This window comes from Enterobacter cloacae complex sp. SHL021, assembly GCF_049237765.1.
GTDB classification, from domain to species: Bacteria; Pseudomonadota; Gammaproteobacteria; order Enterobacterales; family Enterobacteriaceae; genus Enterobacter; species Enterobacter cloacae.
The window spans coordinates 37,675-51,209 of the sequence record NZ_JBMKJG010000027.1; the positions used below are offsets into that span (position 1 = coordinate 37,675).

Consider the following 13,535-nt stretch of genomic DNA (forward strand, 5'->3'; position numbering starts at 1 on the left):
TTATTAACCAGAGGCTTTACATCGTTTATGTCTGGCTGGCCACGAATTTACTACAAATTACTTAATTTACCATTAAGCGTCCTGGTAAAAAGTAAGTCTATCCCAGCAGAACCCGCGCTGGAATTGGGGCTCGATACGTCGCGCCCTATTATGTATGTTTTGCCTTATAACTCGAAGGCAGACTTGCTGACGCTTCGCGCCCAGTGTCTGGCGCATGATTTACCTGACCCGCTTGAACCGTTAGAAGTCGACGGTACGCTGTTGCCGCGATACGTGTTCATTCACGGTGGGCCACGCGTGTTTACCTATTACACGCCAAAAGAAGAGTCCATTAAGCTGTTCCACGACTATCTCGACCTGCATCGCAGCAATCCCGATCTGGATGTGCAAATGGTGCCGGTGTCGGTGATGTTTGGTCGTCGTCCGGGCCGCGAAAAAGGGGAAGAGAACCCACCGTTACGCATGCTTAATGGCATCCAGAAATTCTTCGCCGTCTCCTGGCTGGGGCGCGACAGCTTTGTGCGCTTCTCCCCTTCCGTCTCGCTACGCCGGATGGCCGACGAGCACGGCACCGATAAGATCATCGCGCAAAAACTGGCGCGCGTGGCGCGCATGCATTTCGCTCGTCAGCGTCTGGCCGCCGTTGGCCCTCGCCTTCCGGCGCGTCAGGATCTCTTCAACAAGCTGCTGGCTTCCAAAGCGATCGCCCGTGCTGTTGAAGACGAAGCGCGCAGTAAAAAGATTTCTCATGAAAAAGCACAGCAGAACGCCATTGCGCTGATGGAAGAGATTGCCGCGAACTTCTCCTATGAGATGATCCGTCTTTCTGACCGCATCCTGGGCTTTACATGGAACCGCCTCTATCAGGGCATTAACGTCCATAACGCCGAGCGCGTTCGCCAACTGGCGCATGACGGCCATGAAATTGTTTATGTGCCCTGCCACCGCAGCCACATGGACTACCTGCTCCTCTCGTATGTGCTCTATCACCAGGGGCTGGTGCCACCGCACATCGCAGCCGGTATCAACCTGAACTTCTGGCCAGCAGGCCCGATTTTCCGCCGCCTGGGGGCGTTCTTCATTCGTCGTACCTTTAAGGGCAACAAGCTCTACTCCACCGTATTCCGTGAATATCTGGGCGAGCTGTTCAGCCGCGGTTATTCCGTTGAGTACTTCGTGGAGGGGGGACGTTCACGAACCGGCCGTCTGCTGGATCCGAAAACCGGCACGCTGTCGATGACCATCCAGGCGATGCTGCGCGGCGGCACTCGTCCCATCACGCTGGTGCCCATTTACATTGGCTATGAGCACGTCATGGAAGTGGGGACTTACGCCAAAGAGCTACGCGGGGCGACTAAAGAGAAAGAGAGCCTGCCGCAGATGCTGCGCGGCCTGAGCAAGCTACGCAATCTTGGTCAGGGCTACGTAAACTTCGGCGAGCCGATGCCGTTGATGACGTATCTGAACAACCATGTTCCCGATTGGCGCGAGTCTATCGATCCTATCGAAGCGGTGCGTCCAGCCTGGCTGACGCCTACGGTTAACGGTATCGCGGCTGAGCTGATGGTGCGTATTAACAATGCCGGTGCCGCAAACGCCATGAACCTGTGCTGTACGGCGCTGCTGGCGTCACGTCAACGCTCGCTGACCCGTGAACAGCTTACGGAGCAGCTGGATTGCTATCTTGACCTGATGCGCAACGTTCCCTACTCGGTGGATTCAACGACGCCTGCCAGCACGGCGAGCGAGCTGATCGACCATGCGCTGCAGATGAACAAGTTTGAAGTCGAGAAAGATACGATTGGCGACATCATCATTCTCCCGCGCGAGCAGGCGGTGCTGATGACCTACTATCGTAACAATATCGCGCATATGCTGATGCTGCCGTCGCTGATGGCGGCGATCATTACTCAGCATCGCCGTATTTCTCGTCAGGAGCTGCTGCGTCACGTGGAGACGCTCTATCCGATGCTGAAAGCAGAGCTGTTCCTGCGCTGGAGCAAGGATGAGCTGGCGATTGAGCTGGATAAAATGACCGAGGAGCTGCGTCGTCAGGGGCTAATTACCGTTGTTAACGACGAGCTGCATATCAATCCGTCACGCTCCCGCACGCTGCAACTGCTGGCGGCGGGTGCGCGTGAAACGCTGCAGCGCTACGCTATCACCTTCTGGCTGCTGAGCGCGAACCCCTCCATTAACCGCGGTACGCTGGAGAAAGAGAGCCGGACGCTGGCACAGCGTCTTTCCGTTCTGCACGGCATCAACGCCCCGGAATTCTTCGACAAAGCGGTCTTCAGTTCACTGGTACTGACGTTGCGTGATGAAGGCTTCATTAGCGACACGGGCGATGCCGAGCCGGAAGAGACGCTGAAGGTGTATCAGATGCTGGCAGAGCTGATTACCTCCGACGTGCGTTTGACGATTGAGAGTGCGACGCAGGGCGAGTGATGTGAAAAAGCCGGGTGGCGGCTTCGCCTTACCCGGCTCACAATCTGACGCTTCATATCATGCAGGCCCGGTAAGCTTCAGCGTCACCGGGCTTTTTTTCAGCCAAAATAGCTCATCGCCAGCCCCAGGAACAGCACCAGGCCCACGTAGTTATTATTCATAAACGCTTTAAAACAGGCGTCACGCTCACGCTTTGCGATCAGCTTTTGCTGATAAGCAAACAGCAGCCCCGCCACCAGCACTGACCAGTAAAACTCCCAGTTGAGCCCGTTCAGGCGACCAATCGCCACCATCAGCGCCAGCACGGCGACCTGCAGGATACCGATAATCAGCTTGTCGTGACGACCAAACAGAATGGCGGTCGATTTAATGCCAATTTTCAGATCGTCATCGCGGTCAACCATCGCATATTGCGTGTCATAAGCCACGGCCCAGAGAATGTTCGCCAGGAACATCAGCCAGCAGCTCAGCGGTACCGACTCGCTGACCGCCGCAAACGCCATTGGGATCGACCAGCCAAACGCCGCGCCGAGCACCACCTGCGGCAGATGGGTATAGCGTTTCATAAACGGGTAGACCCATGCCAGCGCGAGGGCCGCAACGGAAAGCAGGATGGTCATGGTGTTGAGGGTTAACACCAGCAGGAAGGAGAGCAGCACCAGCACGATAAACAGCACGCGGGCCTCTTTCTCTGTGACCTGCCCGCTGGGTAACGGACGATTGGCTGTCCGTTTCACATGTCCGTCGAATTTACGATCGGCGTAGTCATTGACCACACAGCCCGCCGCACGCATCAGCCAGACACCGGCCACAAACACGCCCAGGATCCACAGCGGTGGAACGCCCGGCGTCGCCACCCATAGCGCCCATAATGTCGGCCACAACAGCAGTAGCGCGCCGATGGGTTTATCGGTACGCATTAAGCGGTGATAGGCCAGCAGCTTGTTCTGCGTCAGGCTCCACTCCATTTTTTTCTTCCTCTCAGTACAACGGCGATGCCGGTAAAAAAAGCTCCGTCAGTATTAACGGTTTACCGCTCAGGCGAAGACGGGAACGACGTCCCCACAGTTCGGCATCGCGTCCAATTTCAATAAAATCACGGGTAAGTTCAGACGAGGTAAAAAGATACCGCCCGAGCGGGGTATTTCCCAGCCGTTGCAGTGCCAGCTCTGGCCCGGAAAGGGTGGATTCAGGCACCACGGTTCGTCCGGCGAGCCACGGCTCACCATCCGCGCAGAGCAGAATTTCACGCAACCAGTAGCGTTCTTCTTTTGGTAACAGCGGCAGCTCACTGGCAATGTCAGCAGAGGTGACAAACCCTTCCTGAATCATCGTCACCGTAACCGTCTTGCCCTGTTGCTCAAAACGTTTAGTCATGGAATCTTCCAGCAGCAACCAGTCAAGCTGCTGCGGGTCAAGCGCAGGTATTTGGTCGAAATAGCGCAGCGAACGCAGTTGCGTTAGCGCAGGGTGTGACATGCCGGACTCTCCGATACATAACGTAATGGCATTGTATCGCAGAAAAGCGCATTGAGGGCGGTCAAACGTTATTTAGCGATCACTATCGCAACAATGGTGCAACAGCGCGAGCGGCACGAAAAAAAGTGCGCCCACTCAGGCGCACTAAACTACTAACAAATCAGCACTGTGGGGAAACGGTTACCCCTTGCCTTTTACACTGCTGATAAAGGTGGAACGGGCAGTGGTTGAACCTAAACGTTCGGCTTCATCAAGCAGTTTCAGCGCTTTATCGACATCGCCGCGCTTCACCGCCTGCTTAATGGCGTTGTTGAAGTATTCTTCGGTGTCGTTCAGTACCGGCTCAGCTTTCTTCGCCGGAGCTGGGGCTGCGGTCGCGGCTGCCGTAGCCGCTGGCGCGGTATAAACAGGTGCAGCGGTATTCCCAACGGTGACAGGCCCGGTACCGGAGGAGCCAAACAGTGGGCCGACCAGAACGCTGGACCCACTATTGGTTTTCACTTTCAGCTTTAACGTGCCATCGGTGACATGACGTGCAATCGGGTCTGGAATATCCGGAACCGCATTGCCGGTGCCTTTGGCATAAGCTTTAGCTGGGTCAAGTAGTTTGGTCGTTTTCTGCAGATCTTGCTCGGTGGTAAAGACCAGCACATAGAGTTTTTGTTGACCCAGCGCAGGCGTGAGACGCATAACACCTTCCAGACGGTCGGCGCTCATTACGCCCGGTTCCTGATAGGTAAAATATTCACTCGGGAAGAAAGCAGAAGGAGTCATGTTCTGATCGAGGATCAGAACATTAGGTGCAAATACGCTCGTTTGTTTGTTTACTTCACTGGTCAGTGTAATCGCCAGTTCACCAATATTAGCTGGCACGCTGTAAGCGGCAACCGGCCCCGTGATGCCGGAGACGTTGAGCTGCTGTCCACCCGTTGAAAGCTGGGTCGTCTGCGTTTTAGATTGATCTACGGGGATCCAGCTTAACTGCTGCAATGCCGCTGTCGGAATAGCAGGTGCAGACGCCGTATTTTGCGGGACGAAATTCACATTGGCGAGCGTCACTGCAGGCACGCTTGCCAGCAGCCCTGCGGATAAGCAAAGGGCAAGGAGAGTTTTGTTCATTTTCATTGTTATCACCTCAAAATGCACAGGTCAGCGGTAGCCAGGCAATAGCGCGCCGTCCCAAGGATTGAGGGGCTTGCGCCCCTCAGTTTGGTCATTACGTCAGATTAAGACGGGTTTACCACCAGATTTCCATCTGGGCGCCGAAGGACCACTCATCGTTGTCGCCACGGCCGAAGGAACCACCGTTAAAGCCATCTTTGACTGCTTTACCGAAGTTTGCGTTGTTGGAAGGGTTACCGGTGTAGTCGTAGCCCCATTTTTCATCCCACTTGGCATAGGTTGCGAAGACGCGGATTGCTGGGCGTGACCAAATGCTGTCGCCAGCTTGCCACTGTTGCGCTAGGGTGATTTTGTACTGGTTGTTCGTTTCGCCAGTCTCCTGGGATTTGACGTTGTCGTAACCCACTTCCAGTAAGGTACTCATGATTGGCGTCCATTTGAACATTGGACGTACGCCCACAGTCCACCACTTGGTACCGTTGTTGTTATCCCAGTCGATATCCTGATACATACCGACATACATCAGGTCCCAACGATCGCCCAAAGAGATCGCCCCGTGGTCGAGGATACGCAGCAAACTACCGTTATTATTGATGTCATAGGCAAAGCCGCTATTACTATCGATGCCTACACCAGCCCCCTGAGAAAGGCCTTTACCCTGAGAAGTCATAGAGTCAGTTGCATACTGAACAACAAACTTGTTGTAGCCTTTCAACATGCTCTGGGTGTGTTCAGCAGTGAACATCCAGCCATCTTTAGATGCACCGTCAACCAGGCGATAGTCATCACGTGGGTTAGCACGGCCATAGTCAACACCCAATTCCAGAGTACCGCCTGGGTTGATTTCCATTTGAGCTAAACGGACGTCAAACACGTCGTTTGCTGTACGGGTGGTGTAGTCGTAAATGCTGTTGCTGGCGAAGGAGGAAGAGCCACCCGCTTCAGAAGAACGCGTCGCTGCCAGAGAGAGTTTACCGAAACCGACGTCGATGTTTTCCAGACCTGCACCAGGACCAGAAATATCCCAGTAGTAGAAGTCGATCATGTGGACGTCATGACGTTGATAGAAACGCTTACCGGCCCAGATGGTGGAGCCTGGCAGCCACTCAATCAGGTTTTTACCCTGCACGTTAGCTTCACGGAATGCCGGGTCTGTACCTTCCCAGTCGTTCTGCTGCGCCACGGAATACGCTACGTTAGTGTCGAAATAGAAGCTCTTGTCGCCCTCTTTCCACACTTCCTGGCCCAGTTTCAGCTCAGCATACGTTTCACATTCGTTACCGAGACGGTATTTACTTTGAGCACCGGTTGCCTGGAAACATTGTTGTTCACCACCACTCCCGGTCCAGCCGATACCGGAACGAGCATAACCATGGAAATCCACGGCCAGTGCCTGAGCAGACATTACGCCCGCTGCGACGGCAACTGCCAGAGGAAGTTTGCGCAGAGTAATCATCATTCTATCTCCTGAGATCATTGCTTTTCTTTGAACACTTGACCTGTCGGTTTCGTGTCTTCTTTTGGGATTGCTTAAACGCCTGGCTCTTTGTGCAGCCGACGACATGCAGTGCCATCCTCGCGGAACAGATGGCAACGCTCTGGCGGCAAACCGATAGCGAATGTGGCACCCTCTTCTACCAACACCACGTCATTCTGGCGGTAGACCAGGTTCTGACGGATGGCGGGGATCTGGATATGAATCTGTGTTTCGTGACCAAGTTGTTCGACGACCTGAACTTCACCTTCCAGCGTCACATCGGCGATGTGGCTCGGCAGTAAATGCTCAGGACGAATACCGAGGGACATGTTGGCCCCCACCTGTACGTTGGCGCTGTCGACCGGCAGCCAGACTTGCTGACGGTTTGGCAACTCCACCTGTACCTGTTCAATGGCTGTCGCCGTGACTTTGACGGGCAGGAAGTTCATCTTTGGCGAGCCAATAAAGCCCGCAACAAAGCGGTCTGCCGGATAGTGATACAGCTCCAGCGGTTTACCCACCTGTGCCACGCGGCCTGCGTCCAGCACCACAATTTTGTCAGCCAGCGTCATCGCTTCGACCTGATCGTGGGTGACGTAAATCATCGTGCGGCCAAGACGTTTATGCAGACGGGAGATTTCGATACGCATCTGGACGCGCAGCGCGGCATCCAGGTTAGAAAGCGGTTCATCCAGCAGGAAGACGCGTGGTTCGGCAACCAGCGTACGGCCAATCGCGACGCGCTGACGCTGACCACCGGAAAGCGCCTTCGGTTTACGCTCCAGCAGGTGTGCCAGCTGTAACACTTCTGCCACCTGCGTGACGCGCTGGTTAATCACCTCTTTTTTCGCCCCCGCCAGCTTCAGGCCAAAGGACATGTTCTCGGCGACGGAGAGATGGGGATAAAGTGCATAAGACTGGAACACCATGCCAACGCCACGTTCGGCAGGCGGAATGTCGTTCATTCGGGTATCACCAATCAGCAAATCACCGCTGGTGATGGTTTCAAGACCGGCAATCATACGCAGCAGAGTTGATTTACCGCAGCCAGATGGGCCAACAAACACCACGAATTCACCTTCATGGATGTCGAGATTGATGTCTTTTGACACCACTACGTCGCCCCAGGCTTTCGTTACATTACGCAGCTGTACGCTCGCCATGCCCTTCTCCCTTCGTTACAACCTGTCACCGACAGAAACATTCAAGATAAGTTCACTATGGGGTATCCATTACTTTCGCGAATCCTCCACCCCCCGGCTTTTTTATGGGGGAGGAGGCGGGAGGATGAGAGAGCAGGCTCTGCGACCGCAGCTGGCGGGCTGAGGCAAAATTCGTGAAGCCACCTGCAAAATTCAGCGTGTTTTTATGTGCGCCAGCACTCATAACTTAAATTTATGCAACACAGATCACACAAACCGGGGGTGGGGCGTAGGGGTTGGGAGGATGGAAAGAGGATGTCAAATAAGGAGACTGAGTGACGTTGAACCACCTTATGTATCCACGAGCACATCACCAAAAAAGGATGGCAGATATGAAGATCAAGACTGGCGCACGCGTTTTCGCATTGTCCGCCCTTGCAGCAATGATGATTTCCGCACCGGCTCTCGCCAAAATTGAAGAAGGTAAGCTGGTTATCTGGATTAACGGCGACAAAGGCTATAACGGCCTGGCCGAAGTGGGTAAAAAATTCGAAAAAGACACCGGTATCAAAGTCACCGTAGAACACCCGGACAAGCTGGAAGAGAAATTCCCGCAGGTTGCGGCAACCGGTGACGGCCCGGACATCATCTTCTGGGCGCATGACCGTTTCGGGGGTTATGCACAATCCGGCCTGCTGGCGGAAGTCACGCCTGATAAAGCCTTCCAGGACAAACTGTTCCCGTTCACCTGGGACGCCGTTCGCTATAACGGCAAGCTGATCGCTTATCCCATTGCAGTGGAAGCCCTGTCTCTGATTTATAACAAAGACCTGGTGCCTAACCCGCCGAAAACCTGGGAAGAGATCCCGAAACTGGATAAAGAGCTGAAAGCGAAAGGTAAGAGCGCGCTGATGTTCAACCTGCAGGAGCCGTACTTCACCTGGCCGCTGATTGCTGCCGATGGCGGTTACGCGTTCAAGTTTGAAAACGGCAAATATGACGTCAAAGACGTGGGCGTGGACAACGCGGGTGCGAAAGCGGGTCTGACCTTCCTGGTCGATCTGATCAAGAACAAACACATGAACGCGGATACCGATTACTCCATCGCGGAAGCGGCGTTCAACAAAGGCGAAACCGCGATGACCATCAACGGTCCGTGGGCCTGGACCAACATCGACAAGAGCAAAATCAACTATGGCGTGACGCTGCTGCCAACCTTCAACGGCAAGCCGTCTAAACCGTTTGTTGGCGTGCTGAGCGCAGGTATCAACGCCGCCAGCCCGAACAAAGAGCTGGCGAAAGAGTTCCTCGAAAACTACCTGCTGACCGATCAGGGTCTGGATGAAGTGAACAAGGACAAACCGCTGGGTGCCGTTGCGCTGAAATCCTTCCAGGATCAGCTGGCAAAAGACCCACGTATCGCGGCAACCATGGATAACGCCCAGAAAGGCGAAATCATGCCGAACATCCCACAGATGGCCGCGTTCTGGTATGCCACCCGTACTGCGGTAATTAACGCCGCAAGCGGTCGTCAGACTGTCGATGCCGCGCTGAAAGATGCGCAGGGTCGTATTACTAAGTAATACCGTAGTCCCCTCTCCCTCTGGGAGAGGGTTAGGGTGAGGGTTGTCGCTATCCGCACGCCCTCACCCCGGCCCTCTCCCCCAGGAGAGGGAGAAAAGATCAAACGTTGTAGAGGAAGAACCCCATGGATGTCATTAAAAAGAAACATTGGTGGCAAAGCGACGTGCTGAAGTGGTCAGCGATCGGTCTGCTCTGTCTGCTGGTGGGTTACCTTGTTGTTTTAATGTACGTACAAGGGGAATATCTGTTCGCCATCATGACGCTGATTTTAAGCTCTGCTGGCCTGTATATTTTCGCCAACCGTAAGGCGTATGCCTGGCGTTATGTCTATCCGGGCGTGGCCGGGATGGGGCTGTTTGTCCTGTTCCCGCTGATCTGTACTATCGCTATCGCATTCACTAACTACAGCAGCACCAACCAGCTCGCACAAGAGCGCGCCACTCAGGTGCTTCTGGATCGTTCTTATCAGGCAGGAAAGACCTTCAACTTTGGTTTGTATCCTGCGGGTGACGAATGGAAATTAGCACTGACTGACGGCGAGAGCGGCAAAACCTATATTTCCGATGCTTTCAAATTTGGCGGCGAGCAGAAGCTGGCCTTAAAAGAGGCCCCTGCCCTGCCGGAAGGCGAACGCGCTAACCTGCGTATCATTACCCAGAACCGTCAGGCGCTGACTCAGCTCACCGCCGTGCTGCCAGATGAAAGCAAAGTGACCATGAGCTCGCTGCGCCAGTTTTCCGGCACGCAGCCACTCTATACCCTGGCGGATGACGGCACGCTGACGAATAACCAGAGCGGCGTGAAGTACCGTCCGAACAACGATATTGGTTTCTATCAGTCTGTAAACGCCGACGGCAGCTGGGGCGATGACAAACTCAGCCCGGGCTATACCGTGACTATCGGCTGGGACAACTTTACCCGCGTGTTTACCGACGAAGGGATCCAGAAGCCGTTCTTTGCTATCTTCGTCTGGACGGTAATCTTCTCCGTATTGACGGTACTCCTGACCGTTGCCGTGGGTATGGTGCTGGCCTGCCTCGTGCAGTGGGAAGCCCTGAAAGGCAAAGCGATCTACCGCGTGCTGCTGATCCTGCCGTATGCCGTACCGTCGTTTATCTCAATTCTGATTTTCAAAGGGCTGTTTAACCAGAGCTTCGGTGAAATCAACATGATGCTGAGCGCGCTGTTCGGCATCAAACCGGCCTGGTTCAGCGACCCGACCACCGCCCGTTCGATGATTATCATCGTCAACACCTGGCTGGGTTATCCGTACATGATGATCCTGTGCATGGGCCTGCTGAAGGCTATCCCGGACGACCTGTACGAAGCCTCGGCAATGGATGGCGCAGGTCCGTTCCAGAACTTCTTTAAGATTACGCTGCCGCTGCTCATCAAGCCGCTGACTCCGCTGATGATTGCCAGCTTTGCCTTCAACTTTAACAACTTCGTGCTGATTCAGCTGTTGACCAACGGTGGCCCGGATCGTCTCGGTACCACCACGCCAGCCGGCTATACCGATCTGCTCGTGAGCTACACCTATCGCATCGCCTTTGAAGGCGGTGGCGGTCAGGACTTTGGTCTGGCGGCAGCGATTGCCACCCTGATCTTCCTGCTGGTTGGCGCGCTGGCGATAGTGAACCTGAAAGCCACACGTATGAAATTTGACTAAGGAGGGCATCGATCATGGCTATGGTACAACCCAAATCTCAGAAACTGCGCCTCCTGGCGACACATTTAGGGCTGCTGATTTTTATTGCGGCGATCATGTTCCCGCTGCTGATGGTCATCGCCATCTCCCTGCGTTCGGGTAACTTCGCTACCGGCAGCCTGATCCCGGACGAAATCTCCTGGGAGCACTGGAAGCTTGCGCTGGGCTTCAGCGTAGAGCATGCCGATGGCCGCGTTACCCCGCCGCCGTTCCCGGTACTGCTGTGGCTCTGGAACTCGGTGAAAGTGGCGACCATCACCGCGATCGGCATTGTGACGCTCTCCACCACCTGTGCGTACGCCTTCGCCCGTATGAAGTTCCCGGGCAAGGCCTCACTGCTGAAAGGGATGCTGATTTTCCAGATGTTCCCGGCGGTACTGTCTCTGGTCGCGTTGTATGCCTTGTTTGACCGCCTGGGCCAGTATGTGCCGTTTATCGGCCTGAACACCCACGGCGGCGTGATCTTCGCCTATCTTGGCGGTATCGCCCTGCATGTGTGGACCATCAAAGGTTATTTCGAAACCATCGACGGCTCGCTGGAAGAAGCGGCGGCGCTGGATGGCGCGACACCATGGCAGGCGTTCCGTCTGGTTCTGCTGCCGCTGTCGGTGCCTATCCTGGCGGTGGTGTTTATCCTGTCGTTTATCGCCGCCATCACCGAAGTGCCGGTCGCGTCTCTGTTACTGCGTGATGTGAATAGTTACACCCTGGCCGTGGGTATGCAGCAATACCTCAACCCGCAAAACTACCTGTGGGGCGACTTTGCCGCGGCGGCCGTACTCTCTGCCATCCCGATTACCGTGGTGTTCCTGCTGGCGCAGCGCTGGCTGGTCAACGGCCTGACGGCGGGCGGTGTGAAAGGTTAAGTTTCATCTGTTATGCCACTGCAACCCTCAACTTTAGACGTATTGTATTAACCCAACTTGTGACTGTTGTTAGGCGCTCTTCGGAGCGCCATTTTTTTATGGGTCAGACACGCACAAAGTCAGTCTCAAAGTTAAAGGTATGCCAGAGATGGCGGGCGCAGGAGTATTCAAACAGCTTGCCGTTATCGAGAAATGCCGTCTGCTCCACCTGAATAAGCGTGGTGGGTTCGGTCAGCTCCAGCCACACCCTTTCCTGCTCGCTGGCGTTTCGCCCGGTGACTTTCATATGTGCGCTATGGACGGTACACCCCAGTTCATGGGTAATGTACGCGTAAATGGAATGCTGAACATGGCTCAGAGCCAGACGAGGAAACAGCGCGACAGGCATCCATGTGTACTCCACGATGGAAGGGATCTCCGCTATGACGCGTACCCTGTGGATTTCATGCACCAGTTCACCCTCAGGGATTTGCAATTTTTGCGCGATATCGGCAGAGGCAGGCACGGCGGTATATAACTGCACGCGAGTGGTAAGGGTTTTCCCCTGAGTGGCGCAGCGCTGCGCGGTGCCTATCAGGTGTGAGTTGCTTGCCGCAGAAACCTGGCGCTTAACAAACGAGCCTAGCCCACGCTTGCGCAGCACCAGTCCCTCGCGGACGAGCAAATCCAGCGCTTTGGTGATGGTTAGCTCGCTACATCCAAATTCAGCGGCGAGCCTTGCCCCTTCGGGCAATTTTTTGTCGGGAGCATAGATGCCCACCATAATGCGCCGCCGCACTTCATGGTAGATCTCCATATACTTAGGCATAACGCTCTCCGCAAACGGCCCCTTACAGGGCCGACTCAAATTAACGAGACAGGGATGCAGCCATACGCACCCAGGTGTGCCGTCGGCCACGGATAGCGAGAGATAAGGCATTCAGCGCTTCCGGGTCGGCCATGCCTGCCACCCCTGCGTCGCCAAAATTATGCATGTCGCTACCGCAACGTTTACTGGCCAGGCCAATGTCGCGCACCGTAGCACAATCCGCACCTTCCTGACTACTGCTCAGCGTGGTGATGGCAAGCCCTCCCAGCGACTGCACTGCCTGCGCAATGTGGCTGACGCGTCCTTCCGATGCCCCCCGGCATCCGCCTGGTGCCGAAAAGATAGCGCCATCTGCGCCTGCACTGATATAGCCAGCATACTCCTGGGGTTGCGCCAGACCAGAAGTATAAAATTTCGCGGCCAGAATCAGTTTATCGGTTTGCGCCCTGAGCGCCGCTATCGCCTGACACATACGCCCGGCCGTCACCCCGGGCTTGTCATAGCCGGTCAGGCAGTAAAAATCCGCATGCCGCACTGCCTCCAGATGCGCAGGCAGAAAAGCGCCGGGGCTGGAGAGATCGTCTGCGGGCAGGACTTCAAAATTGACGCCTGTTAAACGCCCCGTCAGGCATTTCACCTGGCTGACAGGATCGGCGCCAAAACGTTCTTCTCCGCCGTTCAATGCGGGCCGCTGAAAATGGATCCCCTTGAGCAGCAGAAGGTCGGCGCCAAACGCACACAACAATTCCGCATTCGTCACCTCTGCAAATAGCGGGGGCGCCTGCACGGCAATTTCGGCCATAATGACGCGCCCTTCGCTGGCGCTGATGGCATCTCGTAAGCTATCGCCGGTAATGGGGCCACGAAAGTCGCTGGCCCGGCAATTCAGAAGCCGTTTCAT

11 protein-coding genes are annotated in these 13,535 nt (G+C 55.2%); 4 read left to right on the forward strand and 7 right to left on the reverse strand.

Features of this window, described 5'->3' with window-relative positions:
- Positions 1–27: 27 nt before the first annotated feature.
- On the forward strand, positions 28–2,448 hold the full coding sequence (gene plsB / locus ACOTZF_RS21795) for a glycerol-3-phosphate 1-O-acyltransferase PlsB (RefSeq protein ID WP_013095051.1): 2,421 nt from the start codon (positions 28–30) through the stop codon (positions 2,446–2,448).
- A 98-nt stretch (positions 2,449–2,546) separates the two neighbouring features.
- Here plsB and ubiA read toward each other — a convergent pair whose 3' ends face one another.
- The 5 genes from ubiA to malK all read right to left on the reverse strand — a co-directional run bounded on the left by ubiA (position 2,547) and on the right by malK (position 7,689).
- Positions 2,547–3,416 carry a 4-hydroxybenzoate octaprenyltransferase gene (ubiA, locus tag ACOTZF_RS21800; RefSeq protein WP_013095050.1) on the reverse strand — a complete coding sequence of 290 codons (870 nt, stop codon included), beginning with the start codon at positions 3,414–3,416 and terminating at the stop codon, positions 2,547–2,549.
- A gap of 13 nt (positions 3,417–3,429) precedes the next feature.
- A complete protein-coding gene (ubiC, locus tag ACOTZF_RS21805) occupies positions 3,430–3,927 on the reverse strand; it encodes a chorismate lyase (RefSeq protein WP_013095049.1) in 498 nt (165 codons plus the stop codon).
- Positions 3,928–4,107: 180 nt separating this feature from the next.
- Positions 4,108–5,052, reverse strand: a complete 945-nt coding sequence (gene malM / locus ACOTZF_RS21810) for a maltose operon protein MalM (RefSeq protein ID WP_038980816.1) — start codon at positions 5,050–5,052, stop codon at positions 4,108–4,110.
- Between the two features lie 112 nt (positions 5,053–5,164).
- Positions 5,165–6,508 (reverse strand): maltoporin, encoded by a 1,344-nt coding sequence (locus ACOTZF_RS21815; protein WP_038980815.1) that lies wholly within the window; start codon positions 6,506–6,508, stop codon positions 5,165–5,167.
- Between the two features lie 71 nt (positions 6,509–6,579).
- Positions 6,580–7,689, reverse strand: a complete 1,110-nt coding sequence (gene malK, locus ACOTZF_RS21820; RefSeq protein ID WP_008500080.1) for a maltose/maltodextrin ABC transporter ATP-binding protein MalK — start codon at positions 7,687–7,689, stop codon at positions 6,580–6,582.
- Positions 7,690–8,060: 371 nt separating this feature from the next.
- On the opposite strand from malK, the gene malE reads away from it, so the two are divergent.
- From malE to malG, 3 genes are all read left to right on the forward strand, one after another.
- Positions 8,061–9,251, forward strand: a complete 1,191-nt coding sequence (malE, locus tag ACOTZF_RS21825) for a maltose/maltodextrin ABC transporter substrate-binding protein MalE (protein ID WP_014830274.1) — start codon at positions 8,061–8,063, stop codon at positions 9,249–9,251.
- Positions 9,252–9,376: 125 nt separating this feature from the next.
- Positions 9,377–10,921, forward strand: a complete 1,545-nt coding sequence (gene malF / locus ACOTZF_RS21830) for a maltose ABC transporter permease MalF (protein ID WP_129252132.1) — start codon at positions 9,377–9,379, stop codon at positions 10,919–10,921.
- 14 nt (positions 10,922–10,935) lie between these two features.
- On the forward strand, positions 10,936–11,826 hold the full coding sequence (gene malG / locus ACOTZF_RS21835) for a maltose ABC transporter permease MalG (protein WP_013095043.1): 891 nt from the start codon (positions 10,936–10,938) through the stop codon (positions 11,824–11,826).
- A 103-nt stretch (positions 11,827–11,929) separates the two neighbouring features.
- Here malG and ACOTZF_RS21840 read toward each other — a convergent pair whose 3' ends face one another.
- Entirely contained in the window at positions 11,930–12,634 is a 705-nt protein-coding gene (locus ACOTZF_RS21840) for a GntR family transcriptional regulator (RefSeq protein ID WP_029882653.1), read from the reverse strand.
- 40 nt (positions 12,635–12,674) lie between these two features.
- Positions 12,675–13,535 carry a hypothetical protein gene (locus tag ACOTZF_RS21845; RefSeq protein ID WP_045294813.1) on the reverse strand — a complete coding sequence of 287 codons (861 nt, stop codon included), beginning with the start codon at positions 13,533–13,535 and terminating at the stop codon, positions 12,675–12,677.